Annotated in this window: 15 protein-coding genes and 1 pseudogene; 10 read left to right on the top strand and 6 right to left on the bottom strand. The window is 60.3% G+C overall.

Annotated features, from left to right (window positions below; translation table 11 throughout):
- Positions 1-9 precede the first annotated feature (9 nt).
- From AC1L6K_RS10515 to AC1L6K_RS10505, 3 genes are all read right to left on the bottom strand, one after another.
- Positions 10-867 (bottom strand): anti-sigma factor, encoded by an 858-nt coding sequence (locus tag AC1L6K_RS10515; protein WP_480952628.1) that lies wholly within the window; start codon positions 865-867, stop codon positions 10-12.
- Positions 867-1415, bottom strand: a complete 549-nt coding sequence (sigK, locus tag AC1L6K_RS10510) for an ECF RNA polymerase sigma factor SigK (protein ID WP_480952627.1) — start codon at positions 1413-1415, stop codon at positions 867-869. Before sigK ends, AC1L6K_RS10515 begins: the two co-directional genes overlap by 1 nt.
- Before the next feature lie 109 nt (positions 1416-1524).
- On the bottom strand, positions 1525-2211 hold the full coding sequence (locus AC1L6K_RS10505; RefSeq protein WP_480952626.1) for a fasciclin domain-containing protein: 687 nt from the start codon (positions 2209-2211) through the stop codon (positions 1525-1527).
- 322 nt (positions 2212-2533) lie between these two features.
- On the opposite strand from AC1L6K_RS10505, the gene AC1L6K_RS10500 reads away from it, so the two are divergent.
- Positions 2534-3661, top strand: a complete 1128-nt coding sequence (locus AC1L6K_RS10500; protein WP_480952625.1) for a ferrochelatase — start codon at positions 2534-2536, stop codon at positions 3659-3661.
- 99 nt (positions 3662-3760) lie between these two features.
- Here AC1L6K_RS10500 and AC1L6K_RS10495 read toward each other — a convergent pair whose 3' ends face one another.
- Positions 3761-5236 (bottom strand): SDR family oxidoreductase, encoded by a 1476-nt coding sequence (locus AC1L6K_RS10495; RefSeq protein ID WP_480952624.1) that lies wholly within the window; start codon positions 5234-5236, stop codon positions 3761-3763.
- Entirely contained in the window at positions 5233-6045 is an 813-nt protein-coding gene (locus AC1L6K_RS10490; protein WP_480952623.1) for a tryptophan-rich sensory protein, read from the bottom strand. The genes AC1L6K_RS10495 and AC1L6K_RS10490 overlap by 4 nt, the downstream gene beginning before the upstream one ends.
- 118 nt (positions 6046-6163) lie before the next feature.
- Here AC1L6K_RS10490 and AC1L6K_RS10485 point away from each other — a divergent pair, with 118 nt between their 5' ends.
- The 8 genes from AC1L6K_RS10485 (at position 6164) to AC1L6K_RS10450 (ending at position 13504) form a co-directional block, all read left to right on the top strand.
- A complete protein-coding gene (locus tag AC1L6K_RS10485) occupies positions 6164-6661 on the top strand; it encodes a MarR family transcriptional regulator (RefSeq protein WP_480952622.1) in 498 nt (165 codons plus the stop codon).
- Positions 6658-7779, top strand: a complete 1122-nt coding sequence (locus tag AC1L6K_RS10480; RefSeq protein WP_480952621.1) for a polyprenyl synthetase family protein — start codon at positions 6658-6660, stop codon at positions 7777-7779. The genes AC1L6K_RS10485 and AC1L6K_RS10480 overlap by 4 nt, the downstream gene beginning before the upstream one ends.
- 174 nt (positions 7780-7953) lie before the next feature.
- Positions 7954-8748, top strand: coding sequence for a phytoene/squalene synthase family protein (locus AC1L6K_RS10475; protein ID WP_480952620.1), 795 nt, complete (start codon positions 7954-7956; stop codon positions 8746-8748).
- The gene (gene crtI, locus AC1L6K_RS10470; protein WP_480952619.1) at positions 8745-10382 is read left to right on the top strand and encodes a phytoene desaturase family protein; all 1638 of its coding nucleotides are present in this window, start codon (positions 8745-8747) and stop codon (positions 10380-10382) included. The genes AC1L6K_RS10475 and crtI overlap by 4 nt, the downstream gene beginning before the upstream one ends.
- Positions 10379-10735 carry a lycopene cyclase domain-containing protein gene (locus AC1L6K_RS10465; RefSeq protein ID WP_480952618.1) on the top strand — a complete coding sequence of 119 codons (357 nt, stop codon included), beginning with the start codon at positions 10379-10381 and terminating at the stop codon, positions 10733-10735. The genes crtI and AC1L6K_RS10465 overlap by 4 nt, the downstream gene beginning before the upstream one ends.
- Positions 10732-11091: a lycopene cyclase domain-containing protein gene (locus AC1L6K_RS10460; RefSeq protein ID WP_480952617.1), complete on the top strand. Its 360-nt coding sequence runs from the start codon at positions 10732-10734 to the stop codon at positions 11089-11091. The genes AC1L6K_RS10465 and AC1L6K_RS10460 overlap by 4 nt, the downstream gene beginning before the upstream one ends.
- Before the next feature lie 3 nt (positions 11092-11094).
- Positions 11095-11952 carry a prenyltransferase gene (locus AC1L6K_RS10455; RefSeq protein ID WP_480952616.1) on the top strand — a complete coding sequence of 286 codons (858 nt, stop codon included), beginning with the start codon at positions 11095-11097 and terminating at the stop codon, positions 11950-11952.
- Positions 11953-11989: 37 nt separating this feature from the next.
- Positions 11990-13504 carry a cryptochrome/photolyase family protein gene (locus AC1L6K_RS10450; protein WP_480952615.1) on the top strand — a complete coding sequence of 505 codons (1515 nt, stop codon included), beginning with the start codon at positions 11990-11992 and terminating at the stop codon, positions 13502-13504.
- 13 nt (positions 13505-13517) lie between these two features.
- Here AC1L6K_RS10450 and AC1L6K_RS10445 read toward each other — a convergent pair.
- Positions 13518-15748: pseudogene (locus AC1L6K_RS10445) on the bottom strand (MMPL family transporter).
- 107 nt (positions 15749-15855) lie between these two features.
- On the opposite strand from AC1L6K_RS10445, the gene AC1L6K_RS10440 reads away from it, so the two are divergent.
- Positions 15856-16440 carry a MarR family winged helix-turn-helix transcriptional regulator gene (locus AC1L6K_RS10440; protein ID WP_480952737.1) on the top strand — a complete coding sequence of 195 codons (585 nt, stop codon included), beginning with the start codon at positions 15856-15858 and terminating at the stop codon, positions 16438-16440.
- Positions 16441-16751: the final 311 nt, after the last annotated feature.

Raw genomic sequence — 16751 nt, 5'->3', positions numbered from 1 at the left:
CGATGGGAGTTAGAGCGCCTGCACCACCACGGGTGAGGTGGTCGGGGCCGGAGAGCCACCCGCAGGTTCCACCGTGATTCCCACATGGGTTGCCCCGCCCAGAGAGCCGTTGAGCACCTGCATGCCGGCAACGGCGGGATCGTGGTTGGGCATGAGTCCGGCCGGCACAGCGCCGGCTGCCGAAATGAACCATAGTTCGTATGTCTTGTCCGACGGTAGCGGTGGCATGTCCTGGACCATGACAGCGGCCTTGTTGGCCTTGCCCGAAGACGCAACTGTCACAGAGCCTCCGTCGGCCAATGCAGTGGTGGCGATCTTGGCATCGGGGGAGCTGACGATGCCAAGCATGGCTTCCTGTTGATCCTGTGCTGCTTGCTGTCGTGCCGCGATGGCAACAATTCTTTGTTCCATGTCCCGCTGCGTTGCGGCTTGTCCGGCGACCCAGCCACCCAAGCCAACGCCGGCGAAAATCACCAGTGCTGCGGCGGTGCTGAGCGCAGGAAGCCAGCGCCGTCGCGAATCGTTGTCTGTTTGCTGACGCGCAGCTGCCGGACGCCCTGCTCCGTGGCCGCTCGCCGAACGGCTTCGGGCCAGGGTTCCCCTCGCCGTGGAAATATCGCGGACCACGGAGGAGGCAGGAAGCTGGCGGGTGTTGCGAATCGCCGCCATGACATCGGCCTTCAATGCCGGGGGTGGGGTTTCGGTGGGCGTGCCGTAGGCCAGTATTGCGGCCGTTTCGCTGAGTGTGCGGACCTCTTCCAAGGTTTGGGGGTCGGTCAAAGCGTAGCGCTCAAAGTCGCTTCGTTCCTTTTCGCCCAAGGCGTTCAAGGCATAGGAGCCGGTGAGTAGATATAATTGTTGTTCCATCACGCCACTCCTAACCTGTCCCTGAGCCTGATCATGCCGTCTCTTATCCTCGTCTTAACAGTACCGACCGGGATCTTGAGCAGTTCGGCTACTTCCTGGTGTGTATACCCGCCGTAGTAGGCCAACCGGATGGCTTCCTGCTGCGGCGGCGTCAATGACTCAAGCGCCTTGTTAACGCGCTCTGCCTCCAGTTGCGATTCAACGGTGTCGGCGACATCGTCGTAACTTTCCTGGTACTCCTTGATTCCTTGTCGCAGGTCCCTGTCGCTGCTGGCCTGACTGGCCCGCACCTTGTCCACTGCCTTGCGGTGGGCAATGACCAATATCCAGGACATGGCCTTTCCCCGGTCTGCGTCAAAGCGGGAAGCCTGCGTCCAAATATCAACGAAGACTTCTTGGGTTACTTCCTGGCTTTGTGCCGGGTCACGGACCACGCGCCGCACCAACCCGAAAATCCGGGGCGCCACGGCGTCGTAGAGTTCCTCGAAGGCCGCCTCGTCGCCAAGGGCGACGAGGCGGATTAATTCTTCGTGGGTGGGAGGTGCCATGGGTTCCACGGAACGTAGCCAAGGTAAACGCATGGGATCTACAGTGCCACGTACCTCATTCACGAGCCCATTCCTTCGATCTGTGTTGCGGTTTTTTGGCGCTGGCGGATTACTTCTTGGCCGGCGGCATCAGCACGGTGTCGATCAGGTACACCGTGGCGTTGGCCGTCTTGACACCGCCACAGATGACCTTGGCACCGTTGACTTCCAGATTGTCCCCGCTGCCGGTGACCGTCACGTCGCTGCCTTCGGCTGTGGCGTGGGTGCCGTCGATCTGGCTGGGGGCCAACTGGCCGGGGACAACATGGTAGGTCAGGATGGAAGTCAGGGTTTCCGAATCCGTCTTCAATCCATCGATGGTTTCGGCCGGGATCTTGGCGAAGGCGTCATCAACCGGTGCGAACACCGTGAATTCTCCTGAGTTCAGTGTGTCAACCAGGTTCACGTCCTTGTTCAGCTGGCCGGAAACAGCAGCTGTGAGGGTCTTCAGCAGCGGGTTGTTGGAGGCGGCTGTGGCAACGGGGTCCGCAGCCATGCCGGCCACCGAGCCGGCGCCGCTGGGGACGGCTGCCGCGTAGGCGGCGCAACCGGCGCCCACGAGTCCTTCATCGGCCATGGGGGCCATGCTGCTGGGTGCCTCTGAGCTCATCGGTGCTTCCGAAGTCATCGGAGCCTCCGTGGTGGGGCTGGTTGTGGTTCCACCGCTGCAGGAAGTGATGCCCAGTGCGGTGATGGCCAAGAGGCCCAGTCCGAGGCTGAGGCTCTTACGGTTTCCAAATTTCATTGTGGTGTTCATGATGATTCTCCGTAGTGTGAAAGCGGAAGGATTCCGTTTTGCTTCCCAGGGGCGGTGCCGTAAATTCTGCGGTCCGTTTGGGCTGTCAGGGAGTACTTCGGAGCGGTTCCCAATACGGATTGGAAAAGGGTGGTAAAAGTTTTTTCTGCGGAGTTTCCGGCCAGCTCCGTCACCATCGTCATTGACGCCACGAACAACAAGATCGGGGGCACCCAAATGGTGAAACCTTGATCCGTGAGCAGGTGCCGACGGTTGGCAAAGGTGCGTACCAGGTGGCGCGTGATCCCTCCGAACGGGTTCCATTTTTCTGTACACTGCCCGTATGACCGATTTTAATCTTGATCCGTTCGATGCCGTTGTTCTGATGTCTTTTGGTGGCCCGGAAAAGGACGATGATGTCCTTCCGTTCCTTCAAAATGTGACACGCGGCCGCGGCATTCCTGACGAACGACTGGTCGAGGTCGGTAAGCACTACTACGGTTTCGGGGGTAAGTCTCCGATCAACGGGCAGAACCAAGAACTCCTGCAAGCGTTGCGACAAGAACTGTCAAAGCGAGGAATCAAAACACCGATCCTGTGGGGAAACCGAAATTGGGACCCGTTCCTGACCGACGTTGCCCGGGACTTCGTCGCAGAGACCGGAGGCAATAATTTTCTTGCCATTGATACTTCAGCCTATTCTTCATATTCATCGTGCCGGCAGTACCGTGAAGATTTCGCCCAAACGATTGAAACCTTGGCCAATGAGGGCACGACAGTTACCTTCGATAAGATCCGTCAGTATTACAACCATCCTGGGTTCGCTGAGGCCGAGTTGGGCTGTGTCCGTCGGGCCATCGAAGCATTCTCACAGCAGGTCGGCGGACTCAATCCTCGCCGCCACCGACTGCTGTATGTTACTCATTCAATCCCCCAGAGCATGCAAGATGCCTCGGAACGCTGGACAGCCGGATACCGTCGACAACACGAACAGCTGATCTCGTGGATTGACGGGGAGCTCGGATCCGAACAACCTCTGGAATCAGAGTTGGTTTATTGTTCCCGCTCGGGTGCCCCGCATGTTCCATGGCTGGAGCCGGACGTGAACGACCGTATGGAGGAGCTCAAGGCGGAGGGCATTGAGGGCGTCATTGTGGTCCCGCTAGGTTTCGTCTCAGACCATATGGAGGTCAAGTACGATCTCGACACAGAGGCGGCACAATCCGCCGAAGATCTGGGCATGGCGTTTTTGCGTGCTGAGTCCGTTGGTACAGATCCTTCCTTTGTTGCCGGTCTTGTTGACGCGGCTTTGGAGCGCGCTGCCCAGTACCGGGGCGAAAGCGTTGAATCGCCAGCGGTGACGGAAGAAGGACCATTGGCCCCTGGCACGGGAGCCTGCTCAATCTCGTGTTGCCTGGGTAGGCAGATGAAACCCGAGGCTCCATCTTGGGCTGTCGGTGTTGATGTGTAGGCAACGACCGGAATCCATCACGGCATGTAAGAGCATTGGGCCGCTGAATGATGAAAGCATCGTCTAACGGCCCCCGCGAACCTCACGTGGGGATTGTTTTTATCGGCCATGGAGCCTGCGATCGAGGTCCTCGGCCGCGGTGGTGATGCGTTTGGACATGGATGAGAAGATCCGGCCGTGAAAGGGCAGGATGGCCAGCCAGTAGAGGCGACCGGCAATGCCGTGAGGGAAAAAGACGGCGCGCTGCGTGTAGCGGCTTCCAGACGCATTGGGGGCAACGGAGAACTCGAGCCACGCCCGGCCCGGGGCGCGCATCTCAGCCTGCAGGCGCAGAAGTTCGCCGGGGACTATTTCCTCAACCCTCCACCAGTCGACGGCGTCTCCGAGGGCCAGGCTTTCCCGGCTGCGCCGGCCACGGCGCAGCCCGACCCCGCCTGCCAGCTTGTCCATGAGGCCCCGCAGCGCCCAGGCGCTTGGCAGTGAGTAGTATCCGGTCTCCCCGCCAATTCCCTGAATGACTTTAAAAACGCTCTCGGGGCGGGCATGGGTGTCGCGTTCCCGCACATCGGTGAAGACGGTGTGTCCAGCCCATTGGGGGTCTGTGGGCAGTGGGTCTGCCGGTGATTCCAGGGCGTGTGCTGTCACCCAGGTGGTTTCCACCGTGTCATCGCGCATCTTGGCCAGTGCCAGTTCCACCGCCCTCAGGTATCCGGTCAAGCCATTGGCGGGGCGGTCCATGACGGCGTCTATGTGATGGTTGCGCATCACGCAATCGTGTTGGAGTGATTCGACCAGGGGAACCGCCAAGGAACGGGGAATGGGGGTGACCAGGTTGACCCATTGGGCGGCCAACCAAGGGGTCAGTACCGGGAGCGGCAGGATCTTTGGCCGACGAATTCCTGCAGCGTCGGCGTAGAGCCGCATCAGCTCCGCATAGCTGTGAGCCTCCGGGCCGCCAATGTCGAAGCGGCCCGAGATCTCTGGTGGCAGCGCTGCAGCGGCGCTGAGATAGTGCAGGGCATCGCGCACGGCGATGGGCTGCACTTGGTTCAAGACCCAACGGGGGGCCGGCATCACTGGCAGGACGTCCGTGAGGTGGCGGACCATTTCGAAGCTGGCTGAACCGGAGCCGATGATCAGTCCAGCCTGCAAGGTGAGGGTGGGGACGGAACTGGACTCGAGAATCTCGCCAACCTTGACCCTGGAAGTAAGGTGCGTGCTCAGCTGGCCTTCGGGATGCAGCCCGGATAAATAAATCAGGCGCTGCAGCCCCGCAGCCTTGGCAGCAGCTGCCAGCACCTGCGCACACCTTTCCTCGACCGGCCCGAAGTCTTTGGTGCCACCCATCGAGTGCGCCAAATAGTAAAGGACTTCTGCACCTGAGCACAGTTCCTGGACCGCTCGTGGATCTGCCAGATCGCCGACGACAATGGTGACCTTCTTGCTCCACGGCACATCACGCAAGGCATTTCGTCGCCGGGTCAGGACCCGCACGTCGTGGCCTTGTTCCAGGAGGACGGGGACAAGGCGTCCTCCGATATAACCGGTTGCGCCGGTGACGGCAATGACACTCATGGGGCATTCTCCAATGTGCGGTTGAACTTCATCCGGCGCTTGGCAGCTGCCACGAGCGCGCACAGAGTCACCAGGGCGGCGGCACAGAAGGCCGTGATCGACACTGGCACTGATTCCAGCCCGCCATCGCTGCGGCCCACGCCAATCCACGCAATGCCCCACGCCATGGCCAACGCGGCCGCTATGCGCCCTCCGGAGAAGTGAACTGTACCGGCGGCAATAAGTGCTGCAACAACCACCAGGACTGCTGCCAGCGGGGTAACCCATGCTGCCCCTTCTCCCACACCGAGGGAGGACAGCCATGCTGCAATGTTTGCCACTGCGGCAACACTGACCCAGCCCAGGTAGGGGCCGAAAGCAAGTGCTGTAATCCAGCGCTCCGGCGCAGACTCCGCGCCGGAGATCATGAGCAGGAAGATCCTGACCAGGACCGCCAACAAAAGTAGAATCACCACAACACTGAGCCCAAGCCAGCCGAGCTGGACCACGCCGATCCACAGCGCGTTGATGACGGCCGAGGCTGCAGCCCAGGGGCGCATCGTTCGCTGGGACTGGCTTTCGCCGGCTGTGGCGGCTAACTGCCAGACCGCGTAAACCAGCAAGGCGGCGTAGATGAAGCTCCAGATGGAAAAGGCCCCGGTTGCCGGTGCCAGCAGTGTTGAGTCAGCGCCGAGGCGCCCACCTGCGGCGTCGGCAATGGGGGTGCCGCCCAGCGCTCCGCTGCCGTAGAAAGCTCCCAGGGTTGCCAGCAAGACCGCGACAGCACACAATATCCGGGCGGTCACTGAAGCTGAGTATGTAGTTCGCATCGCAAATACCCTTCTCGATTGAGGCCCCACATTACAGAACTTGCCCTATTCGACAAGCGTGAGTCATATAACCCATAATGTATCTAGATAGGCAAGCAATCAACCCTTCGAGGTAAAAATGACAGGACGTACTTTCGAACAGGCCAGCGACGGTCGTTCCGCAGCCCGGTTGTTGCGGGAAGCCCTGCTCTTCAACGAAGCACTCAAGCATTCAATCTGCCGGCAGATGCAGATCAACGAAACCGATTTGAATGCCCTGAAGCGTCTGAACTTTGGAAAAGCGTTGACCCCGAGTGAATTGGCGGCAAGGCTGTGCATCACCTCGGCTGCGTCCACGGCACTTGTTGACAGGTTGGGCGCATGTGGGCAGGTCATGCGCACACCGAATTCCTCGGACCGGCGCAGTGCGCTGGTTCACGCCGGCCCAGAGACTGCGGAACTGGTGGTGACGGCGCTGCGTCGACATTTCAGAGATTCCAACCAACGACTGAACAACACCGCTCGGGAGGAGCGACGAGCGGTTATGACCTTTCTGGAAGACATACTTCACTCGATCCATGCCGGGATCGCTTCCCTCCCCGCGACCACTGCGGCGAAACGGAGAGCACGATCATGACTTTGTCGACCTGGACAACCGCCCAGCCAGCAGCAGGAGTCAGCACTGCCGCCAGCTCAAGTTTTGACTCATCAGTAAGCCATGAAATATCTCAGCTAGTGGATGGCTACAAAAAGGACGCCTCGGCCTATTCACCGGCCACGGCGGTCTTGTGGGAACGCATTTTCACGTCGTTGGAGGGCGGGAAGCTTACCCGGCCGCGGCTGGTCAGGCTGGGATACGACGCCTTCAAACCCCAGCTCAGGCAGGAACAGCCACAGAACCACGGTGCCGGTCACCGGATAGTACTTCTGGGCTGCGCCTTTGAACTGCTGCATACCTCGTTGCTGATGCATGATGATGTCATCGACCGGGACTTTACCCGCCGCGGACGGCCCACACTTTCCGCTCAGTACCGCAACGATGCCCTGGCCGCGGGACAAAGCGTGCCCGACGCAGAACATGCCGGGCACTCCGCAGCAATCATTGCCGGTGACCTGCTCCTTGCCGCAGCCATCTCACTGGCCCTGCGTGCCGGCAGTTCGCTGGCGCAGGCCGACGCCATTGAACGGTCTTTTCAGTTGGCCATCCAGAATGCGGGCGCCGGAGAGCTGGAAGATTTGCTGTATTCGTTCGATCACTCCCCCGCCAAAGTTCAGGATGTCCTGCACATGGAGGAACTGAAGACCGCCTCCTATTCCTTCAGGTTTCCGCTGCAAACCGGAGCCCTGCTGGCCGGTGCAAGCCCAACGGAAGCAGCCGCGCTGGCGGACATTGGCGGCCAACTCGGGGTCGCCTATCAACTGATTGATGATGTGCTGGGCACCTTTGGTGATCCCAGCAAGACAGGAAAGTCTGTGGACTCCGATCTCCGTGAAGGAAAAAGCACCATTTTGACGGCACTGGCCGCCGAGCACCCCGAGTTTGGCGAGAACTTAAAACAGCTGCACACCCACACCGCCACGATCACGTCGCTGCGTTCGGCCTTGGCCGCTGCTGACGCGGAACCGCTGGCTCGGCAGCTGGCCAAGGAACTCTGTGACGGTGCACTGTATTCGGCCCGTCAGCTGGATTTGCCTGAGACTGTTTCGGCCCAGCTGAAAGACTTTGCAACACTGACTTTGACGAGGGGGGCGTAGTTCATGAGCCATGACACTTCAGCCAAATCGACGCCGGCGAGGCGTACATCTGGAGCTTCTCCGACACCCTTGGAGCGGTACTCTGCAACGGCCAGCAGCAGCGCCCGAGTAGTGATCAAGGAATACTCGACCTCATTTTCGCTGGCCTGCCGGATGTTGGATAAACAATCACAGATGCACATTGCCAACGTCTATGCCCTGGTCCGCCTGGTCGATGAAGTGGTAGATGGGGTCGCCCGGGAGGCCGGGCTCAGCGATCACGCCACAGCCCAGGCCCTGGACCGCCTGGAATCCGAAACGGAGGCAGCCTTGCTCAGCGGCTACAGCACCAACATGATAGTTCATGCCTTTGCCGGCACGGCAAGGCGCAGCAACATTGACACTGATCTGACCCGCCCCTTCTTCATTTCCATGCGCAATGATCTGAGCATTTCAAGGCATGATGAGGCCTCTCTTGATCAGTACATCTTTGGCTCGGCGGAGGTGGTGGGATTGATGTGCCTGCGTATTTTCCGTTCCGCGCCGGACGCACCCAGAGGCCACGACGCGGAGGTGGAATCCTCGGCCAGACGTCTCGGGGCTGCCTTCCAAAAAGTCAACTTCCTGCGTGATTTGGCCGTGGACACCAATGAGCTGGGCCGCTGCTACTTCCCGGGGCTGGATCCTTCGGGATTTTCAGATGAACACAAGAATGAACTGGTCCAGGAGATTCGAGATGACCTCGACGCCGCTGCCCGTGGAATCACCTACCTGCCGCCGCGTGCGGCGTTGGCGGTGAGCCTCGCCCACGGGCTGTTTACTGAACTCAACACGCAGCTGGAACGCAACAGTGCAGCGGATCTACGCCTCCGCCGGGTGTCGGTGTCCTCCGGGCGCAAGGCAACGATCGCACTGCAAACCCTGCTGTCACATTCCTTCAAGTGGCACCGCCAGATGACCCGGCCACAGCATCACGAGAGCCAAAAGTGAAAAAATACAATAAGGACACCCAGCAGGCAGTCGGTGCCCAACATGTGGTGGTCATCGGGGGAGGCTTCTCCGGACTGGCGACGGCCGGGCTCTTGGCGGCATCAGGTCACAAGGTCACCGTGTTGGAACAGCAGCAGCACCTTGGCGGCCGTGCAGGGCGCCTGCAGCGGGAGGGATTCACTTTTGATACCGGCCCGTCCTGGTATCTCATGCCGGAAGTTATTGAACACTGGTTCGAGCTGATGGGAACCTCAACGAGCCAAGCGTTGGATCTGGTGGCGCTTGACCCTGGGTATCGGATCTGGTTTGGACAGGATGGCGGTTCGCTGGATCTGTCCACGGGTGAAGAAGCGGACGCTGCCTTTGAGTCGTTGCAGCCCGGGGCCGGTGCCGCACTCGCGGACTACCGGCACGAAGCCCGGGAAAGTTACAGGCTTGCCTTGCGGCATTTCCTTTACGATGATTTCTCCTCGGCTAAAACGTTCCTCAACCCCCTACTTCTCAAGCTGCTGCCAAAACTTGCGCCACTTCTGCTCGGCTCGCTGGAAAAACATGTGGCCAAACGCTTTAGCGACCCGAGGCTTCGCCAAATCCTGGGCTATCCGGCAGTATTCCTAGGTTCCAGCCCGCAACGAACCCCGGCCCTCTATCACTTGATGAGCCACCTGGATCTCACCCAGGGGGTGCAGTACCCCCGGGGCGGATTCGCAAACCTCGTCGATGAGATGACACACATCTGCCAGCGCGCGGGTGTGGAGATCATTACGGAGGCGCGGGTGGAGGGCATCGATGTAGATGCGGCCACTGGCACGCCCCGGGTTGAGGCGGTGAGGTGGGTGAACACCGCGACAACGGGGAAAAAACGCCATAAGGTGAAGGCCGACGTCGTCGTAGGTGCCGCCGATCTGCACCACATCGAGACGGACCTGCTGCCAAAGAAGTTCCGCTCCCATTCGGCGGCTTCGTGGAAACGTCGCGATCCTGGCCCCAGTGCCGTGCTGGTGTGTTTGGGTGTGAAGGGCAAACTCCCGCAACTGAATCACCACAATTTACTCTTTACCCGTGACTGGGGGGAAAATTTCGCCCGCATCCATGAGGGCAGAGATCTTGAACCAGAAACCAGCATCTACGTCTGCATGCCCAGCCATACCGACTCTTCCGTTGCTCCACAGGGAGATGAGAACCTGTTCATCCTCGTCCCGGCGCCTGCTCTGCCCTCCTGGGGAAGCGGGGCACCCGACGGCACGGGAAGCCCGCAGGTGGAGACCGTGGCAAATGCTGCCATTGACCAACTGGCTGCTTGGGCGGGCGTCCCGGATCTGAGTGAACGCATCGTGGTGCGGCAAAGCTTTGGGCCCGAAGATTTTGTCAACAATGTCAATGCCTGGCGCGGCGGAGCACTAGGCCTGGCCCACACGCTGGGACAAAGTGCCTTCTTCCGACCCGCAAACCACAACTCCAAGGTACGCGGACTGCACTATGTTGGCAGTTCGGTAAGGCCGGGGATTGGGATCCCGATGTGCCTGATCAGCGCCGAGCTCGTTGCAAAACGCATCAACGGGATCAAGACGCCGGGACCGTTAACCTTCGACACCGCCGCACCGGCACCGTTGCGGGAACAGGCAGGACGATGACGTACCTGTTGATTCTGATTGTCCTGATCATCTGCATCGCCGCCCTCGACGCCAGATACCGGTTGTTTGTCTTCTCCCAACCGCTGCCGGCACTGCTGACCCTGCTGGCTGGCACCGGCATTTTCCTGCTGTGGGATGTCATCGCCATCGCCGAGGGCATCTTTTTGCATCGCGATTCTCCCCTCATGACCGGAATCATGCTCGGTGAGCAACTGCCACTGGAAGAAGCATTCTTCCTCTTCTTCCTCTGCTACCAAACCATGCTCCTCGTGACGGGCTTCCTGCGCTGGCGTGCATCCCGGCAGCCGAAACAGCTCGCTCCGACCACCGCCGATGCCAAGGACACGATGTGAGCTTCGGGTTGCTTTCGCTCTATTTCATGGCCGGATCGGCCCTGCTGCTGTTCCTTGTGCTGCGTGTCCGACGCATCAGCCTGCGCAGTGTCTTTCCGGCGCTTGGATTCTCGCTGGCCGTGCTCTTGGTCCTGACAGCAGTCTTTGACAATATAATGATCGGATCGGGACTTTTTGACTATGGACAACAGGCACTGCTGGGGCCTCGGGTTGGCCTGGCCCCGATCGAGGACTTCAGCTACCCGGTCAGCGTGGTGCTTTTTGCCCCGGCTTTGTGGTGGCTTGCCGGCGGGCGCCCTCCGGCAGGTTCCGTAGGGCAACCGGCAGCGACCAGCACCAACAGGGCAGGACAATAGGCCATGCTGCGTGAACTCGTTCTGACTTCCCGCCCTGTTTCCTGGGTCAATACCGCATATCCATTTGCTGCCGCCTATTTTCTGAGCACAGGAACCGTGGACTGGAATCTGGTCGTGGGAACGGTCTTCTTTCTGATTCCGTATAACTTGGCCATGTACGGAATCAATGACGTTTTTGACTACGAGTCCGATCTGCTCAACCCCCGAAAAGGTGGCGCAGAGGGGGCCTTGGTGGACCGCAGCAAACACCAAAAAATCCTGCTTTTGTGCGTGCTGGCAGTACTGCCCTTCCTCGTTATGCTGGTGATTGTTGGCTCGCTGCAGGCGAATCTGGTGCTGCTGCTGTCCATGGGGGCACTGGTGGCCTACAGTGCCCCGCGCCTGCGGTTCAAGGAGCGCCCCTTCCTTGACTCGCTGACCTCAAGCACTCACTTTGTATCCCCCATGGTCTATGGGCTGGTGCTGGCAGGAGCGCACTTCAATACCGAGTTGCTGGCGATCACGGCCGCCTTCTTCCTGTGGGGCATGGCATCACACGCCTTCGGGGCTGTGCAGGACATTGTCCCGGACCGTGCCGCATCCCTGGGCTCCATCGGCACCGTGCTGGGAACCCGTCGGACGGTGGCCTTGGCCGCACTGTCCTACCTGCTGGCCGGACTACTGCTGCAGTTCACCGACTGGCCTGGACCGTTGGCGGGGCTGTTGGCAGTGCCGTATCTGCTCAACGTGCTGCCTTTTCTGGCTCTGCACGATGCTGACTCGGGCCGCGCACACACAGGATGGGTGCGTTTCCTCTGGCTGAACTACCTCACCGGCTTCTTTGTCACAATGCTCTTGATCTGGTATTCCCTCACACGATGAGCCCCCACAGGGCATGACTTTAAGGACCTCAGCTGCCATGACCACTACTGCTGTGCACACAGTGCATATTGTCTGGTTCCGAGATGATCTGCGCGTTGCTGATAACCCCGCACTTTTTTCTGCGCTGGAAAATAACGACGCCGGTACACTCACCCTCGCCGTCTATGTGCACGACGAAGTATCCGAGCATATCCGGCCCCTGGGATCCGCAGCACGATGGTGGCTCCACCATGCCCTGCGGGAACAGCGCACCCAACTTTCGGAACTGGGCGTGCCGCTGCTCTTGCACCAAGGGACGGCACTGGAAAAAATCCCCCAAACAACAGAGCACATCCTTGACCACTTCGCTCTAACCCCTGAAAACCTCTCGGTCTATTGGAACCGCCGTTACGGTGGCGGGGAACGAGCCGTCGACACTTCCCTGATGGCGCTCCTGCGCGGACGCGGCGCCACCGTCTCCAGCTTTTCCGGAACCCTGCTGCACGAGCCTTGGACAGTGCAAACCCAAGAGCAACGCCCCTACAAAGTATTCACACCTTTCTTTAATGCCGCGCAGCTGGTCCCGCTGCGCCCGGCTTTGCCAGCACCCTTAACCATTCAACCGGCAAGGACGCTGGAGATGCCCGCTGGCGAGGAGCTGGACAGTTGGGGGCTGTTGCCGAGCCACCCGGACTGGTCCGCCGGGCTCGCTGCGGCGTGGACTCCCGGCGAAACGGCAGCACACGAGCGCCTCGCAGCGGTTCTTCGGGACGTGGCCGCCGACTACCAGCTCGGACGTGACCGCCCGGGCTTCGACGGTACCTCACGCTTGTCCCCTGCACTGCGGTGGGGGCATCTGAGCCCGGTGCAGGTATGGGAAGCCCTGGGGACCTTGGCGGCGGGGAATCAGGGCGCCGCCGATGGTGCCAGGGCCATCATGCGCCAATTGGCATGGCGGGACTTTTGCTGGAACCAGCTCTACCACCACCCGGACCTGGGCACGGCCAACCTGCGCCCGGAATTCAACAATTTTGACTGGGCATGGCCCGCCGAGTTACTCCCTGCACCCAACGGCAGCCACGGCACTCCCAAGGCCCACCCCGGCTCGAACAGCCCTGAGCAGAGCCTGGTCAATGCCTTCTATGATGCCTGGTGCCGCGGTGAGACAGGCTTCCCGCTGGTCGATGCCGGCCTGAGGGAACTGTGGGAAACCGGCTGGATGCATAACCGGGTGCGCATGGTCACTGCCAGCTTGCTGGTCAAGAATCTCGGCATTCATTGGCGGGCCGGAGAAGCATGGTTCTGGGACACCCTGGTCGACGCGGATGCTGCCTCAAACCCGGCGAACTGGCAATGGGTAGCAGGATGCGGCGCTGACGCTGCACCCTATTTCAGGGTTTTCAATCCCGTCCTGCAAGCCAAGAAATTTGATGCCAACGGCAGCTACCAGGCCCGGTTCGGGCCAACACAGAGCCCGCAGCCTGTGGTGGATTTGAAACAATCACGGACCGCAGCGCTGGCCGCCTACGAGCACATGAGGGCAGTTGATCGAACAGACGATGCCCAGCACTGAAGGCTCCGCCGGTTCAATCAAGGAGAAACTCTAACCGCGGGGGGCGGGCCGATGGTGCCACGTCACCGCTTTCAATATCCGATGCCCTGGACAATTTCGACGGCCACCAAATGGCTTTTCCGATGTCGTAACTGAGTGCAGGAACCAGCAACGAGCGCACGATGAAGGTGTCCAGCAAAACCCCAAAGGCCACGATGAATGCGATCTGCGCCAGGAACAGGATCGGAATCACCCCCAGGGCGGAGAAGGTCGCGGCCAAGACAAGCCCGGCCGAGGTGATCACGCCACCGGTGATCACCAGGCCCCGAATGATCCCCTCACGCGTGCCATGTTTGACAGATTCCTCCCGTACACGAGTCATGAGGAAGATATTGTAGTCAATTCCCAAGGCCACCAGGAAGATGAAACCGAATAGTGGAACGGCCGGATCGGCGCCGGGGAAATCGAAGACATGGTTGAAGAAGAAGGCCGCAACCCCCAGCGCCGTGCCAAAGGAGAGCACCGTGGTCAAGATCAGCAGCACCGGAGCCAGGACCGAACGCAACAGCATCATCAGGATCAGCAGAATCACCACAAGCACTACGGGGATGATGAGATTGCGGTCATGGATCGAGGCGTCGTTAGTGTCAATCGCCGTTGCCGTGACCCCACCGACCAAGGCCTCGGGGACAGTGCTGGACAGGCTCGCCCTGATCTCCCGCACGACGCCGGCCGCCGCCTCCGAGTCAGCGGCGGCTGCCAGCGTGCCTTGGAGCATGACGTCTCTGCCGACCAGCGTGGGCTCGGGAACGGCAGCGCCGGGGGCGCCCATCGCTTGGAGTCCCCGAGGTGTCACGGTGGCGGCTCCGCCGGGCGCCCCGGTGGAGACTACGGAAACCGATTCAATGCCGTGCTGCGCCAGCATGAGATCAGCCGTCTTTTGAAGCTCTGCTGTTGGGACCACGACGAGTACGGGACTGCCGGTACCGCCAGGGAAATGTTCACCCAGGACGGCTTGGCCGTCGCGGGCTTCTGAGGATCCCAACACCAATTCGGATTGCGGCACACCGCTGGCATTGAGCGTGGTGGCACCGAAGGCCACCACCAGCAGGACAGCCGTGGTCACCATCCAAATCAACCGTGGGCGCCGTTTGATGATCCGGGCGAGCTTGGCCCAGGGGCCCGTGGCATGTACGCCGCGCTCTGCGGCCACGACCTCCGGCTCAAATTTTGGCCGTCGCGGCCAGAAAGCGTTCCGGCCAAAGGCGTACAACAGCGCAGGCAAAAGACTCAGGGCCGACAGCATGGCAAAAAAGATGCCGATCGCGGCAACAGGTCCCAGCGAACTGTTGGATTTCAAATCGCTTAGCAAAAGACACAGCAAGCCGGCAATGACGGTTCCGCCGGAGGCTGCAATGGGTTCGGCAGATTTGCGGACAGCCGCCATGCTGGCAGTCCATTTGTCTGTGGTGACTCGCAGCTCTTCCCTGTACCGGGACACATACAGCAAGGAATAGTCGGTGGCCGCACCGATCACCAGTATGAACAAGATGCCTTGGGTCTGCCCGCTCAAGATCAGGATCCCGGCGTTTGCCAGCCACCACACACTCAGCAGCGCTACGCACAGGGCAAAGAGGCTGGTGGCGAGCAAGGCTACGGGAAGCAGCAGGGAGTGGTAGACCAAGATCAGGATGATGAAGACGGCCAGGAGGGCCACACCCAGAAGTAACCCGTCAATGCCGGAAAAACCTGCGATGAGGGCCGCCGTGAAACCGGCAGGGCCCGTGACATGCACCCCTACCCCGTCGGGGACGGCCGCCCGCAGGGATGTGCCAATGTCGGTGACCGCGGCCCCAATGCCTGCACGGCCCGGCCGTCGTCGGAGGGAATGCCTGGGGAAACGCCTGCGCCAACCCCCGGGATGGAGGCGAGGGCTGCGATCCCCTTGGATACTGACGCAATCTCAGTCTCGCTCAGGTTGCTCGTGCTGGAAAAAACCACGACGGCGGGGATTTCATCGGAATCACGGAACTCACCCAGCAATTTTTGCACCTGGGTAGTGTCAGCAGACGAAGGAAGGTACGCGGTGGGGTCATTGGATGAAACTTCACTGACCTTGCCAAAATATGGTCCACCGATCGACCCGCCGGCGAACCAGACGATGATGATCAACGCGGGCAGTAAGATCCTAAGCCACTTTCTGGCACTTCTCGGCGGTTTATGGTGGCGGGTTCCACCGCTGCTCGACTGCAGTGTCTTAGTCATGGGTTCATCTCCGATAGTTCCACAATTTTAATCTAGCTTAGCTAGCAAGTAGACCAGCTTGCAACATCTGTGGATCTTTATATTGGGGGAAGGATAGAATTATGACCATGGCAAGTATCGAGGCAACCCCCGCACCATTGCCGCCCAACATCTACGACGTCAATTCTGCCGATCCGAAGAGTCAACTGGTCGACCGCTCGGCCATGGCCGCCACCGAGGTAACGCACATCGGAGAGCTCATGGCGGCGCTGGGCAGGCTGCGCAACGCGGAGCAGCAGCTCTCGGATGCGTCGCTGAAATACATGAAGTTGAACCAGTCGGACATGCGGGCCCTGCACTTCTTGATCGTCGCGTCCAACACCGAGACAATTGCCACCCCCGGAGCCATTGCCAGCCACCTGAAAATTTCGACGGCGTCCACCACCAAGCTGCTTGACCGACTGGAAAATGCGGGGCACATCACCCGCTCCCCCCATCCCAGCGACCGACGTGCCTTGGCCATTTCCATCACGGCCAAGACCCGCCAAGCAGCCATGGAGACCGTTGGCCGCCAGCAGGCCAAACGCTTCCATGCAGCAGCCCGGCTTAGCGCCGCAGAGCGCGATGTGGTCATCCGCTTCCTGGACGACATGACACAGGAAATTTCCCTTACGGATGAGCCATGGGCCCAGCCCGGGGCCTCACCCGAATAGCCTGCATTCTCTGAAGGCCGAGTGATCTCCACTCCTTATTTTTCGGTCAGCTCATGCTGTCAAGACTGATCTTCCGTTTCCACCTTCAACGCTGACATGCCGTATTTGCTGGGAGGAGGGCTACCGTTGTCCGAACCCTGCATGTCAGGGTTGAGCGGTTCCACGGTGACAGGGCAAGTCAGTTCGATCGCGTGGGGCGAGAACCAGGAAACCAATCGTTATGTCCAATCTCGCGTTGGGGGGTATAGGCCAGGATGGATCCATGAGTAGTTCCTGACCGCGTGCCGGTGGACCGGCTCCGCGAAGGTCAT

The organism is Specibacter sp. BI4 (genome assembly GCF_056680095.1).
This window is presented reverse-complemented; position numbering and strand designations above follow the sequence as displayed.

What these genes read in the sequence shown, in the direction of transcription:
- AC1L6K_RS10490 (WP_480952623.1), bottom strand. Translation starts at nt 6,045, where the DNA reads ATGCGAACTACATACTCAGCTTCAGTGACCGCCCGGATATTGTGTGCT.
- AC1L6K_RS10455 (WP_480952616.1), top strand. Translation starts at nt 11,095, where the DNA reads ATGCTGCGTGAACTCGTTCTGACTTCCCGCCCTGTTTCCTGGGTCAAT.
- AC1L6K_RS10440 (WP_480952737.1), top strand. Translation starts at nt 15,856, where the DNA reads ATGGCAAGTATCGAGGCAACCCCCGCACCATTGCCGCCCAACATCTAC.
- AC1L6K_RS10515 (WP_480952628.1), bottom strand. Translation starts at nt 867, where the DNA reads ATGGAACAACAATTATATCTACTCACCGGCTCCTATGCCTTGAACGCC.
- AC1L6K_RS10500 (WP_480952625.1), top strand. Translation starts at nt 2,534, where the DNA reads ATGACCGATTTTAATCTTGATCCGTTCGATGCCGTTGTTCTGATGTCT.
- AC1L6K_RS10485 (WP_480952622.1), top strand. Translation starts at nt 6,164, where the DNA reads ATGACAGGACGTACTTTCGAACAGGCCAGCGACGGTCGTTCCGCAGCC.
- sigK (WP_480952627.1), bottom strand. Translation starts at nt 1,415, where the DNA reads ATGGCACCTCCCACCCACGAAGAATTAATCCGCCTCGTCGCCCTTGGC.
- AC1L6K_RS10450 (WP_480952615.1), top strand. Translation starts at nt 11,990, where the DNA reads ATGACCACTACTGCTGTGCACACAGTGCATATTGTCTGGTTCCGAGAT.
- AC1L6K_RS10465 (WP_480952618.1), top strand. Translation starts at nt 10,379, where the DNA reads ATGACGTACCTGTTGATTCTGATTGTCCTGATCATCTGCATCGCCGCC.
- AC1L6K_RS10475 (WP_480952620.1), top strand. Translation starts at nt 7,954, where the DNA reads ATGCACATTGCCAACGTCTATGCCCTGGTCCGCCTGGTCGATGAAGTG.
- AC1L6K_RS10505 (WP_480952626.1), bottom strand. Translation starts at nt 2,211, where the DNA reads ATGAACACCACAATGAAATTTGGAAACCGTAAGAGCCTCAGCCTCGGA.
- AC1L6K_RS10480 (WP_480952621.1), top strand. Translation starts at nt 6,658, where the DNA reads ATGACTTTGTCGACCTGGACAACCGCCCAGCCAGCAGCAGGAGTCAGC.
- AC1L6K_RS10495 (WP_480952624.1), bottom strand. Translation starts at nt 5,236, where the DNA reads ATGAGTGTCATTGCCGTCACCGGCGCAACCGGTTATATCGGAGGACGC.